Raw genomic sequence first — 18,434 nt, forward strand, 5'->3', positions numbered from 1 at the left:
ACAATGGCACATCTTTCCGGCTTCGGCCTCAAAAATTTCCGCGTTTTTAAAGAATATACCTGGTTCGATTTTGCTCCCATTACGCTGCTCGTAGGGCCAAATAATTCAGGGAAAAGCTCGTTGATTAAAGCGTTATTGTTGTTGAAGGATAATTACGAAAGAGGATTTTTTCCTGGAAGATTATCGTCATTAGATTTTTTTGCTCCTATTAAATATGATGGTGGATCACATAATTTATCAAGCGGTAAAAATGTGATTAATGAAGAAAGTAGTAGAAATGTAATGAAATTTTATTTTCCCGTAAATATTGAAATCTTTAAAGATTTATTAAATATAGAATTTGATTTTTTGGTAAGTGATAATTTTACAATACAACAATCATATGTGAGTATTAATAAATCTACGGATAGAAGCGCTAATTTATTTAGATTAGATAAGCTTGGAATTTCAATGAATATAGAGCTTATATATGAAAACCTCAAAAAGCTAGAAGAATTATCTAAAAATGCTCAAAGGAAATACATATCAAAAAGTGATTCATCTAGAATTTATAATATTTTGTATAATTTTTTGTCAGAAAATAAAAATTTAGGAATTATCACAAAAAGTCTACAAGAAATTTTTAATGAGTATTTGGATAACTTAGATGTTACCAGCGTAGATATTGGATTTAACCCTAAGGAAGATTCAGCCTACAGTATAAACCATCATGAAGAAAGTTTTGATGATTTTTTTAGAAATATTACTTATAATGGATTGCCTGAATTAATTGGCCTATTATTAGACAATATAGAATATGCAGGGGTAAGCGATGATATACTATTAGTAAGAAGCTTATTATCTAAAATATTTTTCACTGATAAATTAGAAGAAAAACTACTATTTTTAAATGATATACATTACCTCCCATCCGTTAAAGGATACCCGAAACGTGCATTCCAAGGAAATGATAAAGATGTATTGAATAAATTGATTAAATCTGTTCACGCAAAAGCTAAAAGTAATAGATTGCAAAAGTTTTTATCAAAATGGACTAAAGAATTTTCACTTGGTGGAGATATAGAGACACAAAGAGATGACGCTTGGGATATAAACAGTGTTAAAGTAGGTGATAGAAACCTAATGGATTTGGGTTATGGCTTTACCCAAATAACTATTTTACTTTTGATGATATCTGATATTGTAAGTGATACTATCCAACACTCTAACGAGGCAAATGGAAGTGACACTCTATTTTACGATCATCGTATTATTCTTGTCGAAGAGCCAGAGGCTAATCTTCACCCAAAATTGCAAAGTCTTTTAGCTGATATGATTTTAGAGGCTAAAGAAACTTTTCAAATTCAATTCATTATTGAAACCCACTCAGAATATCTCATTCGAAAACTACAATTCCTAACTTTAAAGAATGAAATCAAGCCGGAAGATACAATTATCTATTATTTTAACAATCCTAATAACCTACAGGCAGAAAAGCAGGTAAAGAAGATTACCATTGGTCAAGATGGCCGTTTGTCAGAGCCATTCGGAGCGGGATTTTACGATGAATCGGCGAGATTAATGATGGCTTTAGTAACTGGAGATTATCTAAATTGACATGGCAAACGTCTGTTCTTACCTATCCAAATATTTTTTGGAGGAATATATTAATAATCGGCCTGATTCCACATTAATTAACGATTATAGAAATTGGCTTGAGCTGTATTGTTTTATTAGTAAGAGACATTATTCTGATCTTGTAATAAGCGGTAGTAAAGAGCTATTTACAAAATTATCGCAAAATCCTCTTGAGGGAATTGACCCATTAATTCGAATACTTCTTAATCAATACTCTGAAGGGCAGAGTAATATTAGTTTTGATGAATGGGATACTAATATAAATTATGCTAATCTAAATACTACACGTAATAATTTTGATTATTATTTTCTGCATTCTTCAAATCAGGTAGAAGAAACTAAGATACGTAGAAGAGGAAAACCAACAATGTGTAATAATTTGCAAAATTTAGAAAAATTAATGTTTTATGAATCTATTCCCGTTAGTAGAGATACAAGTGTTAGCGGATTAAATGACTGGAATGATTTAGGAAGAAGAATAATACCATTTCATTCTGTTATAATTTACGATAATTATCTGTTCGACATAGATGAAAATAATGGGTATACTGATAACAAACAGCAAATACAAGAGATGATTAATGCAATAACGGTTAACGCTTCCACTGATTGCAAAGTAGATATTACAATTATATTTTACCACTGCGCTTATAAAAACAATCGCTTCGATAGAGTAAAAATTTCATATATTAATAACATATTGACCCAATTAAATAGTACAATATTACAAAGTAATTTCTCTGCAGTAATTATGGATAGACCTTCAAGATTTCATGATCGAATGATTATCACAAATAGTCAGTTAATTACATCGGGTAATTCTTTTAGTAGTTACTTCGATAATGCAGGTGCGTTAGCTATTAAATCACCAACTTTATTACATTTCTTTTCATTAATTAGCTCTCAGAATAATACTGTTTGGGCCGATATAGCAAAGAACTTTGTTACCAGTATCAAATCAGAAATAAATGATATTTCAATAAAACAACCTCGAAATATATTTAATGACCCATTAGCTAATCGCCTTTTTTAAAGAAAAAATCTTTAGAAATTTTCTAATGATTCGTTTATCTACAACTGCGCCAGCAGATACAGCACCGCCATACGTACCGCTACGCCGTTTTCAACCTGATCCAGAATGATGCTGTGGGGCGAGTCGGCAGCGTCGGAAGTTAGTTCAACGCCCCGGTTGATAGGGCCGGGGTGCATAAGTACAATGGGTCGGTCCAGTTCGTCGAGCATCTGTTTCGAGATGCCGAAATAGAGTGAATATTCACGTAACGACGGGAAATATTTAATCTGTTGGCGTTCGAGTTGAATACGTAGTACGTTCGCTACGTCGCACCAGGCGAGGGCGGCACGTACATCGTGTCCCACTTTTACGCCCAGTGATTCGATATGTTTCGGAATGAGCGTTTTTGGGCCGCAAACCATGACTTCAGCCCCCTGTTTCTGCAAGCAGAAAATATTGGAAAGCGCCACCCGCGAGTGGGTAATGTCGCCGATGATGGCGATACGTTTGCCCGCTACGTCACCGAGTTTTTCACGTATCGAAAAGGAATCGAGTAACGCTTGTGTTGGATGTTCGTGGGTACCATCGCCCGCATTTACTACGTTGGCTTTAATGTGTTTGGTCAGATAATGCGGAGCGCCGGGACTGCTGTGGCGCATCACGACCATATCGACCTTCATAGCCAGAATGTTGTTGACTGTATCAAGCAGGGTTTCTCCCTTTTTCACCGAACTTCCCGAGGCCGAAAAATTCACTACGTCGGCTGAGAGTCGTTTTTCCGCCAGTTCAAATGATAAACGAGTACGGGTCGAATTTTCGAAAAAAACGTTGGCAATCGTTACGTCGCGCAGGGAAGGTACTTTCTTGATAGGTCGATTGATGACCTCTTTGAATTGACCAGCTGTTTCCAGAATGAGCTGAATATCAGATTCGGTCAGGTCTTTGATACCCACCAGATGGCGAACGCTAAGAGCGGTTCGACGGGTCGATTGGTCCATAAAAGCAGTGATACTAAAATCGGGCAAAGATAGGCATTCTGATTAGCTGCCGACGTGAATTCGCTGGATTAACATCGAATATTCTGAAGAACGCATCTTCTATTCAAAAACTTTTTTCAGCCAGCCCGGCTACCATTTCGCGCATGCGTTCGGTCGGTGATACGTTCCGTTCCATCGCATCGGTGTACATTTCTTTAATAAATGCTTTATCGTAAAGAGCGCCGTGATGCCAGGAAAAGGCGGTGAGCGCGGTCAGCAGTCCATCGGCATCGTGCGCATCAAACGCAGCCGTTGCCCAGTCAATATAAATTTCCGGCAGAAACTGGTGTTTGACGGCTACGTGCCTGATCCGTTTGACTAATCCGCCTGGATTGCGCATCATGTAATAAGCCTGCTTTGCTAAGGCAATGTTAGCCGTTAACCCGGTGTCGCTTACTTTATACATCACCGAATCGGCCTGCGCGGGTTTATGGTCCACAACGTAAGCGATGGCTTCATACACCAACGGCGTTTCCCAACGTGGCTCTAGCTGATACGCCTGTTTAAAGTCATTCATGGCAGCAGCTACGTTACCCTGCTGGAGATGAGCGCTGCCAATCTGAACAAACAGGGCTGGGCGCTTCCCTTTCTCAATAGCAACGGCTTCCTGATACAAAGGAAACGCTTTGTCGTAATCGTCGTGTGCTACGTAGAGCGAGGCCAGGCGCGCTTTGTAACGGCTCGACTGCGGATGTTGCTGGCAGACTTCGCTCCAGATGCTTACCGCCCGGTCGTAACACCCTTGTTTATCAACCGCCGATACGTTGGCATCACCAAGCGACGACATGGCTAGCGTTACCAGTTGGTCCGCTACGTCGATTTTGCCTACGGTGGCGGTTCGATACGTCTGTTCCAGTAACGTAACACGCTCAAAAAGAGAACCCTGGCGGTTGAATTGGTTTAGCTGACGTAGCGTTTTGGCAGGAATCACAATGGCGAAATAAGCCAGCGAAACCAGCCCGACTAGTGCTACGCCCTGAGCTGGCAAAAGCCACACCGGCCGACCAGTTTCTCGATACGTAGCCGTTGAACCGGCACTCTCTTTTGTGAACGACGTATCGACAAAAGCCAGTAAAAGGAAGAACCCCTGGAGTGCCAGAATGCTATCGGGATTGAACAGATTGAAAACAAAATACCCCGCGAAAATGGCCGCCAGTACGTACTTCTGCAAGAACGGCAAGGCTGACCGAATGAGCTGAAATAAACCCGCAATCCAGATGGAAAGGTACGCCAGCAAGCCCAAAATTCCCGTCGAAAACGCCCATTCGAGCGGTACGTTGTGAACCCGGTCGTACCAGTCGGAGCCTTCCCGGGCTAAGCTTGATACGTAGTGACTCGCAAAACCATAGTTGTAATTATCCTGTCCCCAGCCCAATATGGGGCGTTCGGCGATGGCACCCAGCGCAATCTGATTGCTTATCTGTCTGGGTTGCCAGGTGTCGGTTGAACCGGATAAATGCGTGAGCCGGTAAATGATAGGCTGGTGTTGTAACGTATCGGTTTGACTAATGAACCAGCCCGCAACGGCCAGCACGATAGCAATGCCGGCAAAAAGCAAAACCCGTTTCGGTTGCGTGCGGGCATAACGTATCGTCAATAATACGCCCAACGTAACAATGCCCGCAGCCAGACTAATCAAGGAAGAGCGCGAACCCGTCAGAACCATGCCCGCAATCAGGATGATCGACGTAACAACTGCGCCAATGAGCAGCGTTACGTTACGTGGTTTTTGTGAGTTGCTTTCGCTACGTAGCGCCACAAGAAACAGTACGCCAAGCTGTTGCAGCAGATAGATAGCCATGAACGTAGGGTTTCCAAACGTTCCCATCAATCGTTGATCGGTGGTGTGTCGGCCCATTTTGCTGCTCAGGGCGAAAATGGTAAGTAATACCGCAATGCCGACCGATACCGCCAGCGCAGTGGTCCACTGGCGGGCGGAAAAGCGAAGTCGGGCGATCAGTAAAAAATAAATTCCCAGATAGAGATACGTAACAAACCCTTCCATGCGGGCAAATCCAGACCTGAAACTAGTCGACGCATCAATGCCTAATGCATTAGCAATGGCTGTAATTCCTAAAAATGTCAGTACGCTCCATTGTAATAGCGATGGTTTTGGTTGCCATACTATTCCCTGCCAAACCGCCAGGATGCCCATAAACGTTATGATGCCTTCAAAATATAGAACTCGTACGGAAGTGTACCCAAAAAAGGTGCTGCCGCTGAACAGGGCCGGGGTTAGCAACGATAGCAGGAATAAACCGTACTGAAGCCGATTAATGATCGACGGCTTTGGATCGCTAATCAGCCTTTCTGGTGATGGCTTCGTCCGGGTTGACGGGCTTGATGCGGCAGGAGCCTTTTTTTTGTCGTGAGCCGGAGCCCCAGATGATTTGGCCATGAGGTGTGCGAGGATATTGTCAAAGATAAGCTGCGTAGGCTGTCAAAAAAATACCCGGCCCTGAGAAACAAAGCCGGGTATGTATATTGATCTAATCGGCTACGGTCCCACTCGAACTTTGCCCGTCGTCGGAACAACAATTTTGCCCCCGTTCGTGTAGGTAATTTTCTGGGTAAGACCTGTGTAGTTGTCGGGAATCGAGACAATATGACGAATCTCTACCGCATCGGCCGAAGTCGGAACCTGCCCACACGACCAGGTTGCGGGCGTGCTCCAGGGGCCATTCTGAACGGTGTAGAAACCACCTACGCAGCCGCCACTCGTGGTTACCACAAGCGTAAATCCGGTTGATACCGAACTACTACACCCATTGGAAACCTGGACGTAATACGTTCCGGCCTGGCTAAACTGCACGTTTGTGAGCGTGAGCGTGGCGGAGGTTTGCCCAGCTACGATATTGCCCGGCGCTGTCCCGTCTTTATACCACTGGTACGTAAGCGATGACCCCGTAGCTACCACAGAAGCTGTTGCCGTGGTGCCGGCAACAGCCGTGGCCGACGTAGCGGGTTGTTGGGTAAGCGCCACGGGAATACAATCCGTTGTTCTAAATACAGTGATGTTACTGAAGTTGCTGCCCGTACACAACACCCTTACTTTCCATTGGTAACACGTACTGATATTCAGCCCGGTAAGGGTAACGCTATTCGTACTGATATTCGAAATGGTTGTCCATGGATTGTCCGTACTTGTGGTGTTGCTGACACAGCTTCCATCGCCTGTCGAATTATTATTGGCATTGGCTCGCCATTGTACTTCATATTGTACACCGCTACCCAGACTATTCCAGTTGAGTTGGGCCGACGTGCCGAGAATGGGGCCGGTGCTCATACCATTGGGGGCCGGGCCACAAGCAGTTGTGAAAAAGCCGGTAGACGACGTGAAACTAGTGGCACAGGTGCCAATCACCCGCCATTGATAACACGTTCCCTGAGTCAGGCCCTGGAGCACTGTATTGTTTGCTGTCTGGTTGCTAACGGCCGTAGTCCAGGGGTTGTCTGGGCTGGTTGTGTTGGAAGTACACTGGCCGGGTGCCATCGCCCGATACTCTACCGTATAGGAAGTGGCAGTAGGTGTCCAGGCCAGCCGTGCGGTTGTCGGCGTTACGACAGCCTGTGATAAGGATGGCGTAGTACAACTGGCTGTAAGAATGCTTACCAAAGTACTGAATCCGCTGGTACTGGTCGTTGAGCAGACCGATTCTATCTGAAATTGGTAAAAGGTAGATGGAGTTAGTCCTGAAATAGCATAGGGAGAAGTTGTTAAACCAGTAACCGTTGTCCACTCGCCTGGTCCTGCCTGTGTCCGATAACGCAGATTATAACTTAAAGCGCCCAGAGACCATGCTATCGAAGCAGTTGTGGCTGTAGTGCCGGTGCCATTAAAGTTGTTTGGGGCCGTGCAGCCTGTTGTCGCGAAACTTACCGGCGACGTGAACGTTGAACTACTGGTGGGCGAGCATAATACGCGTACCTGAAACTCATAGGAAGTACTAGGCATTAAGCCACTTAGTGTATAATTTATCCTGGTTTGGTCGAATACATAAGGCGTTCCTGAAATATCACTAACGGTATTCCAGGGGACTGTTCCCTGCCGTCGATACTGAACTTCATAGCGACCCCCAGGTGATGGGGTGAACCACTGAAGATTTGCCGAATTTGGGTAAGTGTTAGGCACGCTCGGACTCGTTGGCGTTGAGCACATGCTCGTCTTAAAGGCAACGGGTGTCGTGAAATCACTAGTGGTCAGATCCGCGCAGGATGCCTGCACCCGCCATTGGTAGCAGGTGTTCGAAGTTAACGATGTTAGTGAGAGTGTGCTTCCCGTTACGCTGTTGGGCCAGTTAACCCAGGGATTCGCCGAAACGGTGGTAGCGCCCGTACAGACGTTATCAGCTACCGCCCGATATTGTACTACGTAAGAAGTAGAGCTGGGGTTGGATGACGTAGACCAGTTCAATTGGGCATTAGCAGGCATTATCTGGCTGGTGGAAGGATTTAGCGGTATCCCACAGGCAAATAATGTCGACGATTTATTCGACGATCCAGGTTTGTCAGGTGTCTCAGCTAACAGAGGGCTTGCCAGTAGCGTAAAAACGAAAAGAATCAGGGCTGCTATGGCCCTTGGGGGAGAGTAGAGAAGAGACATAAGCTAGGTGCAGTTAGTTGCGCGTAACGAATGTACGATTTGGATAGTATAGCGTTAGTTAAAAATAGTTGAATTTACTTTGCGGTGGTTTAATTGTATTTATGTAACTATATTGTTGATTTTCAATACGATAATAGAGATCGGGTGTTTATCGCCTTTATAGACTGCCATCTTGAAGCTACTCCAGTTAATTTGCGTATTTTTGAGGTTCTTTTTGATCCAACATTACTCATTTTTGGTTTTTAGTGAAGTATCTACTGCTACTAACTATTTGCTTGCTACCGTTTTCGGCATGGGCTCAGCTAGACATCGCTTACCCAACTACCCGCCTGATTATTCAACGCGGCACCGATAACAAAGCCTCTCTTTTTATTGCCGGTACCTATTCGTTACCCATCGACCGAATCGAAGCCCGACTAGTGCCCTTTGCTGCCAACACTGGCTCGGCAACCGATTGGCAAACCATTACTACGTCTCCGCAAAATGGTGTTTTTCAGGGAACGCTACGTGCCTCTGGTGGTTTGTATCGACTTGAAGTACGGGGCACGCGTCAGCAACAGGTCATGGCGCAGTCGACCATTGAGCGGGTGGGTATTGGCGAAGTATTTCTGGTAGCGGGCCAGTCAAATGCGATGGGATTACCCGACTTAGGTTCGAAAGGCGCGAGCGAGCGGGTTTTATCGATCAATGCGACCAATACGTTCCTGAATAGTGATAACGTAATGGTTTCGGCTGATAAACCCTTTGCGCCACCGGTTCTTTCACCGCTACGTGCCACCAACCTGGTTTTCCCGATGGGCGAGTCGGCCTGGTGCTGGGGTGATCTGGGTGATGCTATTGCCGATAGATACGGGGTGCCGGTTGCTTTTTTTAACGTCGGTTTTCCGGGCACGGTAGCCGATAACTGGAGCCGCACGGCGCACGGCCAAACGGCTACCAATATCTTCACCAGCAAATCGTGGCCGTATCTGCAACCGTATGCCAATCTGCGAAATACGCTTCAGTACTACCACAGCCAGTTGGGTATTCGGGCTGTGTTGTGGCATCATGGCGAATCAGACGCGGTGCCGTATCAGACGCCATTGAATGAATATCGGCGGCTGGTTCAGGATTTAATCGACCAGAGTCGGCAGGATTTTGGGCAGAGCATGCCGTGGGTTGTGGCACGTTGTTCCATTACGCCATCGGGACCAATTTCGAGCACAACCATTCTGGGTGCGCAGAACGCGTTGATTCAAACGCCAGGTAACAACGTCTGGCCTGGTCCTGACACCGACAGCATCCAGACGCCACGCCCGGCGCATGGACATTTTGAAAATATTGCTGGTGGCGAACAGGGGCTTACCGAATTTGGCCTGTCGTGGCACCGAAGCATGACCGACCAGTTTTATAATTCGGCAAAACCGATTCAGCCGCAACGGTTTCTGCGGATCGGATTGCTGCCCAGCCACATTCCTGTTGGCAAAGAGATTTTAGTGCCCTATGAGCAGATAGGTTATCCGAATAAACCCGATGTAAACGTGCAACTGCTGGATCAGAATGGGACGTTCGTGATGAACGTATCGCCACTGACAGGCGGCAATTCACTACGTATCACTTTGGCCGATACGTTACGTAGTGGTTTATACCAGCTGCGCGTAGTTGCGAAATCGCCAGTACTGCCAAGTCCGCCATCAGCTTTATTTCGGGTTGTGGGTGCCGGCCAGCCGTTGAATCCGCTGCGTGATGTTCAGGCCGAAACCGATGGCACTACGGTACGTATTCACTGGCAGTCGGCGCAGGAACAACCGGGTAGCCGATTCGTTATTGAGCGGCAGGAGGGACGTGATACGTTCGTGGAAGTCGGTTCGCTGGCCCCTTTGAACGATGGACAACCGTATCATCTCTATTCGTTTTCCTATTCAAAAACATCAGCCGCAAACAGTACGTATCGAATTCGGCTCGATTTGCCCAATGGCACCAGCGTCTATAATCCCGCTGCGTTTATCACGGGCACCGATGAGCCAACCGTTGCCCCGTTGATTTATCCGAACCCAAACGACGGCAAAAACCTATCGCTGCAACTTCCCGAAAGCGGTCGGTGGCTGCTTACGTTGCTGGATGTTACGGGCCGGCGTATCTGTGAGCAGTACGTATCGGCCACGGCCAACGTAGCGGTTTCGGTTCCAGTGGAGGCAACATTACCAGACGGCGTTTATCTGGTTCGATTAACGTATCAAAATCGGGTTCACACGCAGCGTTTGGTGGTAGTGCATTAGAGGAGTTATAGAGTTGTAAAGTTGTAGGGTTATAAAGTTTTACGCATGGCACTAACTCTATAACCTTACAACTTTACAACCCTATAACTCCCTTTTAAGCAGGCAGATAAATAGTGAACGTAGCGCCTTCGCCAGGCTGTCCCGTGGCTGTAATGACGCCACCGTGATTAGCAACTATTTTTTCGCAGATAGCCAGCCCAATACCCGTACCCGCAAATTCATTTTTGTTGTGCAGCCGCTGAAAGACCTGAAAAATACGTTCCGCGTATTTCTGGTCGAAACCAATGCCATTGTCGACCACCTGAATCTGGTAATACGTCTCCGACTGGCGCGCTGGTTTTATGGTAGAAGGCAATTCGGCTGCCGACAGCGTCTGGTACGTCACCTGGATGCGAGGCTGCACATCGGGCCGGTGAAATTTGATGGCATTTGTCAATAAATTCTGGAATAATTGTCCCAACTGCGAGGCATCGCCCGCCACCGTTGGCAACTCATCGACGGCGATAATGGCGTTCGTTTCCTGAATTCGCAGTTCCAGATCGGTAAGTACTGCGTTCACTACGTCGGCCAGTGAAACGTGTTTTATGCTCTGGGCATGCGTCGAGATGCGGGAAAAATTGAGTATGTCACGAATCAGGGCCGACATTCGGCTGGCTGCAGACTGCATACGCTCCAGGTAGTCCCGTTCGTCGCTCGAGGGTGTTGTATAGCGCGATTTAAGGAGGTCGCCAAACTGTAAAATCTTACGTAGCGGTTCCTGCAAATCGTGACTGGCTACGTATGCAAATTGCTGTAAGTTGTTGTTCGACCGGTTCAGGGCCTGATTCATAAACGCCAGTTCTTCATTGCGGCTTTTCAGCAGGGCCTGGGTTTGTTTCTGAAGCGTCAGGTCAGTGAAAATCAGGCTCAGACAATCGCCTTCGTCGAGTACCAGGGGCGTAGCAGAAACGAGGCAAATCATCTCTTTTTCTTTCTGCACGAGCGTCATTTCCGTTTTGCCGGCCGATAACCAGCTTTGCTGAATAAAATCCTCGCAATCAGGCCGGGAGACCGGAGCAAGATAGGTGAGCAGGTCCGAACCGATAACGGTTGATAAAGATTGGTCAACCATTGTTGCGAAGGTGGAGTTGCAGTACAGAATCTGCCCCTGTTGATTGAGCGTTACTGCGCCTTCGTGCATCGATTCAATAAATACGCGGTACGTCTGGTCGGCTGTTTTCAGGGTATAGAGTTCGTGTCCCTGCTCTCCCTCCACTACCAAGGCATCAACCTGTCCTGTACGTATTGCCTGGATCGTTTCTAGGGCTTCCTCCAGGCGGATACGTAATAACTCGTTTTCTTTGACTAACTGTTCGTACGTTCTGGCTGGATTCATCCGATAATAATGCCTAAGCCTTTGAGTACCTTTTCCGTTTCTGAGAGATCGCCAATGAGTCGGCGTTCAGGCCACGGCGCTTGTTTTATAAGCAAGGGCAATGCAATCAACTGAGCTGTTTTAGCCAGTTCTTTTTGCTGATAAACGTCAATAATTTCCAGCGAATAGCGACCGGGCAGGTGGGTTTCGCAAATATCTTTAATGTTGGAAACTGCCCGAACCGAACGAACCGATGCCCCCGTTATAAACAAACGGAGTACATATTGCTGGCTTTCGTCAGTCAGATTGAAATCAGCATCCGCTGGTTCGCTCATTCTATTTTTTCGCAGAACGAATGTCTAAACCCACCAGTACTTTCTCTTCATTCGACAGATCTCCGATAATTTTACGGATAGGTTCGGGTACTTTTTTGACCAGAGTTGGTACCGCCAGGATCTGATCGCCGGCTGCTAATTGAGGTTGCACTAATAAATCTATAACCTCAATAACATAATTCCCCTGTAAATGTTCTTCACAATATTTCTTCAGATTGTTCAGAGCAGTTACTGATTTGGCCGTTTTACCAGCTATATACAGCCGTAACTCCCAGACATTTTCTTGTTCAGTCATCAATTAAGTTAGATTATGTAGCCGGTTTTATTGGCTACTATGTCGGTTACGGATTAGTTGATCTCTGTTCTGTTCGATGATCTCTTTACGGAGATCATCTTCCTGAAAGGTTTTGTTCAATTCATCCTGCACCGACTCAAACTCTTCTTTCAGGCTGGCAATTTTGGATTCGAGCACCATTCGTTTGCGTTCAATTTCGCGGTCTTTACGAGTGATGGCGTGATCTCGCAAGGCAACGCCCGTTACCTCTTCAAGCTGTTGCGCTTCACGGGCTGAGCCCGTTAACACCCCCTCCGAACCTAAGTAAACATCAATCAAATCCAGCCCCTGGTCGGTAATGACAAATTCCCGTACCTGGTTGGAATGTTTCATGCCGCGCGATTTTATGACGTATAAACCCCGGTTACGTTCGCCATTCATCTCGATATCACGAAGGAGTATCCACGCATCAACCAGCGATGAAACCCCTTCATCTGTCTGCTCATTAATCACGGTATTCATTGAAAGTGCCGTAAACAACACCGTGATCTGATTAGCCTGTAAAAAGTCGATTAACCGAATCAGCATCGACCGGACATCCCGTAGGGCGCCCACCGTAATCAGATTTGTAACGGGGTCGAGTACTACCACTTCAGGCTTGAACTCGGTCACCAGTTTATGAATGGTCACCAGGTGCATTTCCAGTCCATTAAGTGTCGGTCGCGATGCGTGAAATTTCAGCAAACCTTTATCAACATGGGCCTGAAGATCGATCCCAATCGAATGCATGTTGCGGCAAATCTGCTGGGGCGATTCTTCGAATGCCAAAAATAAAGTACGCTTTTTTTGCTGACAGGCCGCGTTCACAAAACTGGCTGCGATGCTGGTTTTACCCGTACCAGCCGTACCCGAAACCAGTATGCTGCTTCCCACATAAAAACCTTTGCCTTCCAGCATATTATCTAGACTCGAAAAGCCAGATGAGATGCGCTTCTGCGAAACTTCATGATCGAGTGAGAGCGACGTAACGGGCAAAACAGAAATGCCATCTTCGTCGATCAGGAACGGATATTCGTTGGTGCCATGTACAGATCCCCGATACTTAATAACACGTAGCAGCCGGGTCGAAATCTGATTGCTTACCCGGTGTTCGAGCAGAATAACGCAGTCTGATACGTATTCTTCCAGCCCATGCCGGGTCAGTGTGCCTTCTCCTTGCTCGCCCGTAATTATGGTAGTTACGCCCTTGTCTTTCAGCCAACTAAACAACCGACGGATTTCACTACGTAAAATACCTTCGTTGGTCAGGCTGGAAAACAGATTTTCGATGGTATCGAGCACAACTCGCTTGGCACCAATACTGTCGATGGCGTAGCCCAGACGAATAAACAGACCGTCCAGATCGTACTCGCCCGTTTCCTCAATTTCGCTGCGGTCGATGTGAACGTGGTCGATCCGAAGGAGCTGGTCTTTCTGGAGCTGGTCAAGATCGAACCCAAGCGATGCTACGTTGGCGCTTAATTCATCGGCTTTTTCTTCAAAAGCCATAAATACGCCCGGTTCGTTAAATTCGAGGACGCCCCGCACGATGAACTCCAACGAAAATAATGTTTTACCACAACCGGCACCTCCGCAAATAAGTGTTGGTCTACCCTGGGGCAACCCGCCATTCGTCACCTCGTCCAGGCCATTAATACCTGTGGGCGATTTCGGGAGGGATGCTAAGTTTATTTTATTTTTTGACGAACTATTCATTCAATTACGGCTAATAGACAAACTTATCAAAAAATCAAAATATATAATCCTTTGTTCTAATTTACTACGTATTAAAAACCGTCTTTGTTACGTAGCAATTTGTTGGTTTTTTAAAGTTGTCCAGTCAACCGTAACGGGCTAAAGCAACAACATATTGAGTTGATCAGTACAAAAATCACTCTTTTCCAAACGGAAAAATAGGAGATGCTACGTGTGCTTTTTTTATTAACTGACTTAATTCCTGAGCTTTACCAGGGTTGGAAGCCGCCATATTTTTACTTTCAGTAGGATCTGTAGCTAAATCATATAATTCAACAGGATTATCGGGGTTGGTCGAAGCCTGCTGACGTACCGCTTTCCAGTTACCCTGCCGAACGGCCTGCCGACCGCCGTTTTCGTGGAATTCCCAATACAGGTAATCGTGTTTTTTCTGCGTTCCTTTGCCCGTCAGCGTAGGCACAAACGACAGGCCATCGACACCATTAGGCGTTTTGGCACCGGCGAGTTCGGCAAAGGTGGGCAATACGTCCCAAAATGCGCCGATGAAATCACTGGTAGAGCCAGGTTTGATAACGCCCGGCCAGTTGGCGAAAAATGGCTCACGGATGCCGCCTTCGTAGAGGTCGCGTTTTACACCCCGGAGGCCACCGTTGCTGTTGAAGAATTTGTAATCGGCTCCGCCTTCGAGGTGAGGCCCGTTGTCGCTCGAAAAAATGACGAGCGTGTTTTTGTCGAGCCCTCTGGCTTTCAGCGCGGCCATCACCTGTCCAACGTAGCGGTCAAGCCGACCAACCATGGCGGCATACGTAGCGTGCGGATGCGCCTGCGAGGCATAGCCCTCCGGTTTTGCATTAGGGCCGTAATCAGCGCCTTTGAAAGGCTTTTCGTTGGCGAAAATGGTTTTATAATGGGCCAGCAGACTATCGTCGGGAGCGACCAGTTCGGCGTGGGGGAGAATGTAGGGCAGAAACAGAAAAAAAGGCTGTTTACCGTCGCGGTCGTTCAGGAAATTCAGCGCCTGCTGTTGAATCAGATCGGGCGCGTATTCTTTCATCTGTTGCAGATTCTCATTGCCTTTCAGCACGATTTTCTGGTCGTTATTCCAAAGGTGATTGGGATAAGCCCGGTGCGCCAGCGCCTGACAGTTGTAGCCATAAAACCGGTTGAAACCCTGCTTGTTAGGGTCACCTTCTGAGCCGACAGGTCCCAAACCCCACTTGCCAAAAGCGGCCGTTACGTAGCCCGCGCGTTGCAGTATTTCGCCCACCGTTACTACCGAATCGGCGATGGGTTGCTGGCCTTCCGGTTCCACGCTTTTATTCCCTCGAATGAACGTGTGGCCCGTATGTTTCCCCGTCATCAGCGACGAGCGCGAAGGCGCACAGACAGCCGTACCGGCATAAAACTGCGTAAAGCGCATTCCACCGTTCGCCAGCCGGTCAATATTTGGCGTTTTGATTAGTTTCTGTCCATTAACGCCCACATCGCCAACCCCTAAATCGTCGGCTAATATGAAAATGATATTAGGCTTAGACGTAGTTTGCGCCTGACAAATCCGGCCAAACAACGTAGCAGCGAGGAGGATGAAAAAGAATGTCCGCATAAGAGTCGAAGGGTTCAGAATTAGGTTTACATTATTGAACGGGCGTAAACGTCATTTTAGGTTGCTGCATGGCTTTTTCGAGCAAGGTAATTTCCAGTTTAAGAATCGCTTCTTCAGCCATTACGTCGATTTTTTCGCTATCGTCGGTTGGTTTGTGGTAGTCGGGGTGGCCGCCGGTATGGAAAAAGAGCACAGGAATTTGTTTGGCGTAAAAAGCGGCATTGTCGGACCCACCGTTACCGGCCCGATCCGTGAAAAATTTAATGGTACTTGTTACGTCTTTAAAAACCGCCGGCCACGTATCGCTGGTGCCGTAGCCGCCAATGCCCACGCCCCGCTCTGGATTGTAGCGCCCAATCATATCCATACACACCATAAAATTCAATTTATCGAGCGGCAAGGTCGGATTATTCAGGAAGTGACGCGAACCCTGCAAGCCCAATTCCTCGGCACCGAATCCCATAAACAATACGTTATAAGGCTCTTTTACGTCATTTTTGGCGAAATACTGAGCTAATTCCAGCAAGCCCGCTACGCCGGATGCATTGTCGTCGGCTCCGTTGTGAATTTTACCCTCCGGCTCCTTCTCCAGCGAACTACCCTGCCGACCCTCGCCCAGATGATCGTAGTGCGCGCCGATGACGATGGTATTTGGTGCGCCGTTATCCAGAAAGCCAATTACGTTGGTCGCACTACGTAGGCTATCAGGTACGACTACCCGCCGGACTCTGGCCGTGAAAGGCTGATAATAACCGTCAGTTCCCAGAGGTTTGAGGCCATATTTCCGGAAATGCTGGGCAATGTAATCGGCGGCTTTGGCGTTTTCTGGACTGCCGGTTCCACGCCCTTTCATTTTGTCAGAAGCGAGCTTTTCAATATGCCGGGCGATACTTTTATGCGATGGCTCCTGCCCGAATAATGAATGTGTCAGGAAAAGAAGACCGAAAATCAGGCGTAGGTTCATGAATAGGTAAAGCTGCGAAAGATGTTACGTTACTTAGGTAATGAATAATGAACTCGGCCGCATTATTCATTTTACATTGTTTATTGTTAACGTAGCACCACACACGAATAAGCCGGTACGTTCACGTGGTCGTTCTTGCATTGGCTGCCCGGAACGGTTTCAAACTCGACGCTGTGACACCAGTATTCGTTCGGTGACAGTACTACATCGATAGCCTTGCCCGTCAGATTGTGGAGAATCAGCACCCGTTGCTCCTGCGACTGTCGTATAAACGCGACCGTTCCCGGCTGACGAATGCCCGTTTGCTGCAAGTGGCTCAGGTTGTCGTTTAAGACTGGGTGGCTGTTCCGAAACTGAATCAGGCGTTTGTAGTGCGAAAACAGCGAATCAGGATCGTTACGTTGCTCGGCCAGCGGACGCACGGTCTGGCTGGTGGTGTAGCGGCCCCGTCGCCAGTGGGTACGTTGACGGTCGCGGGCGCGGATGTCCCAGAGAAAAGGCTCCCGAATGTTTTCGTCGGGTTTCAGGCCGAGCATTCCTATCTCTTCACCGTAATAAATATAGGGCAGACCCGATAAGGTCAGAAGCAGATTGGCCGCTACTTTCAAGTGATTCAGATTGCTCTTTAACAAACTGCCGACCCGATTCTGGTCGTGATTCGAGAGAATCAGTGCGTCGATAAAATTTGGATTTACGTTGCTGAAAGCAGCACGAACGTAGGCCAGAAATTCGATCAGATCTTCGGTGTCGTCTTCCTGTCGAACAATTTCTTCAATCATCAGCCGCAGGTCGAAATTGAAGTTGGCTTTCAATCCCCGGAAGTACGGCGCGATACGTTCGGGGCGCGTCCAGACTTCGCCAATTGTGTAAGCCCCCGGTTTTGCGGCCTCGACCACCTGACCAAATTCTTCCCAGAATTCATGATTTTTCGGTTCTTCGGATTCGCGGTACAGGTGCCGGGCGGCATCCAGTCGGAAACCGTCAACGCCTACGTCCTGAAGCCAGTATCGGGCAATTTTATAGACTTCTTCGCGCACGGGCGGGTGGTCGAAATTCAGATCGGGCATACCGCTCCAGAACATGCCGTAGTATTTTTCCTCGTTGCGATACGTAGCGTTTCGGACGGAATGCCAGGGACTACGTTCGCCCGAATCGGCCGTAATGTCGCGGGTGGCTAGGTTGCGCGCTTTGATTTCGGCGGGTGGTAGCCAGTTGTAATACTGCCGATATGGATTGCTGGGCCCTTTGGCTGATTCCTGAAACCACGGATGCTGAATGCTGGTGTGATGAATTACCAGGTCAATAATAACAGCAATGCTACGTTGGTGCGCTTCGCGAATAAGTCGCCGGAAGTCAGCCAACGTACCGTATTCAGGATCAATGCCGTAATAATCCGTTACGTCGTATTTATGGTAACTCGGGGACGGACTGATGGGCATGAGCCAGAGGGCCGAAACACCAAGTTCTTTCAGGTAATCGAGGTTATTGGTAACGCCGTTAAGATCGCCGATGCCATCGCCGTTAGAATCTGCGAAGGAACGGACGAAAATTTCGTAATGGACACCAGTTTGACCGATGGGAGTAATCTGCATTATACAAAGAGCGAAAGCGTGAATGAGTGA

Annotated in this window: 13 protein-coding genes; 3 read left to right on the plus strand and 10 right to left on the minus strand. The window is 47.2% G+C overall.

The features are described 5' to 3' along the window. Positions 1–3 precede the first annotated feature (3 nt). Positions 4–1,596: a DUF3696 domain-containing protein gene (locus tag ACYVF1_RS04995; RefSeq protein ID WP_461076229.1), complete on the plus strand. Its 1,593-nt coding sequence runs from the start codon at positions 4–6 to the stop codon at positions 1,594–1,596. A 1-nt stretch (position 1,597) separates the two neighbouring features. Then, complete coding sequence (locus ACYVF1_RS05000; RefSeq protein ID WP_461076230.1) at positions 1,598–2,650, plus strand: hypothetical protein; 1,053 nt, start codon at positions 1,598–1,600, stop codon at positions 2,648–2,650. Between the two features lie 38 nt (positions 2,651–2,688). Here ACYVF1_RS05000 and ACYVF1_RS05005 read toward each other — a convergent pair whose 3' ends face one another. The 3 genes from ACYVF1_RS05005 to ACYVF1_RS05015 form a co-directional block, all read right to left on the minus strand. Further along, positions 2,689–3,627: an aspartate carbamoyltransferase catalytic subunit gene (locus ACYVF1_RS05005; RefSeq protein WP_461076232.1), complete on the minus strand. Its 939-nt coding sequence runs from the start codon at positions 3,625–3,627 to the stop codon at positions 2,689–2,691. Positions 3,628–3,730: 103 nt separating this feature from the next. Continuing rightward, positions 3,731–6,064, minus strand: a complete 2,334-nt coding sequence (locus ACYVF1_RS05010; protein WP_461076234.1) for an O-antigen ligase family protein — start codon at positions 6,062–6,064, stop codon at positions 3,731–3,733. 99 nt (positions 6,065–6,163) lie between these two features. After that, positions 6,164–8,269: a fibronectin type III domain-containing protein gene (locus ACYVF1_RS05015; RefSeq protein WP_461076236.1), complete on the minus strand. Its 2,106-nt coding sequence runs from the start codon at positions 8,267–8,269 to the stop codon at positions 6,164–6,166. A 275-nt stretch (positions 8,270–8,544) separates the two neighbouring features. On the opposite strand from ACYVF1_RS05015, the gene ACYVF1_RS05020 reads away from it, so the two are divergent. Next, a complete protein-coding gene (locus tag ACYVF1_RS05020; RefSeq protein WP_461076238.1) occupies positions 8,545–10,527 on the plus strand; it encodes a T9SS type A sorting domain-containing protein in 1,983 nt (660 codons plus the stop codon). Positions 10,528–10,621: 94 nt separating this feature from the next. On the opposite strand, the gene ACYVF1_RS05025 is transcribed toward ACYVF1_RS05020, so the two are convergent. The 7 genes from ACYVF1_RS05025 to ACYVF1_RS05055 form a co-directional block, all read right to left on the minus strand. Beyond that, positions 10,622–11,902, minus strand: coding sequence for a sensor histidine kinase (locus ACYVF1_RS05025; protein WP_461076240.1), 1,281 nt, complete (start codon positions 11,900–11,902; stop codon positions 10,622–10,624). Continuing rightward, positions 11,899–12,216: a circadian clock KaiB family protein gene (locus tag ACYVF1_RS05030; protein WP_461076242.1), complete on the minus strand. Its 318-nt coding sequence runs from the start codon at positions 12,214–12,216 to the stop codon at positions 11,899–11,901. The genes ACYVF1_RS05025 and ACYVF1_RS05030 overlap by 4 nt, the downstream gene beginning before the upstream one ends. Before the next feature lies 1 nt (position 12,217). After that, the gene (locus ACYVF1_RS05035) at positions 12,218–12,511 is read right to left on the minus strand and encodes a circadian clock KaiB family protein (protein ID WP_461076244.1); all 294 of its coding nucleotides are present in this window, start codon (positions 12,509–12,511) and stop codon (positions 12,218–12,220) included. Positions 12,512–12,538: 27 nt separating this feature from the next. Beyond that, positions 12,539–14,245: a circadian clock protein KaiC gene (gene kaiC / locus ACYVF1_RS05040; RefSeq protein WP_461076246.1), complete on the minus strand. Its 1,707-nt coding sequence runs from the start codon at positions 14,243–14,245 to the stop codon at positions 12,539–12,541. A 175-nt stretch (positions 14,246–14,420) separates the two neighbouring features. After that, positions 14,421–15,848 carry an arylsulfatase gene (locus tag ACYVF1_RS05045; protein WP_461076248.1) on the minus strand — a complete coding sequence of 476 codons (1,428 nt, stop codon included), beginning with the start codon at positions 15,846–15,848 and terminating at the stop codon, positions 14,421–14,423. A gap of 31 nt (positions 15,849–15,879) precedes the next feature. Beyond that, a complete protein-coding gene (locus ACYVF1_RS05050) occupies positions 15,880–16,812 on the minus strand; it encodes a M20/M25/M40 family metallo-hydrolase (protein ID WP_461076250.1) in 933 nt (310 codons plus the stop codon). Between the two features lie 86 nt (positions 16,813–16,898). Continuing rightward, the gene (locus ACYVF1_RS05055; RefSeq protein ID WP_461076252.1) at positions 16,899–18,404 is read right to left on the minus strand and encodes an alpha-amylase family glycosyl hydrolase; all 1,506 of its coding nucleotides are present in this window, start codon (positions 18,402–18,404) and stop codon (positions 16,899–16,901) included. Positions 18,405–18,434: the final 30 nt, after the last annotated feature.

This window comes from Spirosoma flavus, from assembly GCF_054778555.1.

Coding starts and splice junctions, on each gene's coding strand:
- ACYVF1_RS04995 (WP_461076229.1), top strand. CDS start 4: ATGGCACATCTTTCCGGCTTCGGCCTCAAAAATTTCCGCGTTTTTAAA.
- ACYVF1_RS05000 (WP_461076230.1), top strand. CDS start 1,598: ATGGCAAACGTCTGTTCTTACCTATCCAAATATTTTTTGGAGGAATAT.
- ACYVF1_RS05005 (WP_461076232.1), bottom strand. CDS start 3,627: ATGGACCAATCGACCCGTCGAACCGCTCTTAGCGTTCGCCATCTGGTG.
- ACYVF1_RS05010 (WP_461076234.1), bottom strand. CDS start 6,064: ATGGCCAAATCATCTGGGGCTCCGGCTCACGACAAAAAAAAGGCTCCT.
- ACYVF1_RS05015 (WP_461076236.1), bottom strand. CDS start 8,269: ATGTCTCTTCTCTACTCTCCCCCAAGGGCCATAGCAGCCCTGATTCTT.
- ACYVF1_RS05025 (WP_461076240.1), bottom strand. CDS start 11,902: ATGAATCCAGCCAGAACGTACGAACAGTTAGTCAAAGAAAACGAGTTA.
- ACYVF1_RS05030 (WP_461076242.1), bottom strand. CDS start 12,216: ATGAGCGAACCAGCGGATGCTGATTTCAATCTGACTGACGAAAGCCAG.
- ACYVF1_RS05035 (WP_461076244.1), bottom strand. CDS start 12,511: ATGACTGAACAAGAAAATGTCTGGGAGTTACGGCTGTATATAGCTGGT.
- kaiC (WP_461076246.1), bottom strand. CDS start 14,245: ATGAATAGTTCGTCAAAAAATAAAATAAACTTAGCATCCCTCCCGAAA.
- ACYVF1_RS05045 (WP_461076248.1), bottom strand. CDS start 15,848: ATGCGGACATTCTTTTTCATCCTCCTCGCTGCTACGTTGTTTGGCCGG.
- ACYVF1_RS05050 (WP_461076250.1), bottom strand. CDS start 16,812: ATGAACCTACGCCTGATTTTCGGTCTTCTTTTCCTGACACATTCATTA.
- ACYVF1_RS05055 (WP_461076252.1), bottom strand. CDS start 18,404: ATGCAGATTACTCCCATCGGTCAAACTGGTGTCCATTACGAAATTTTC.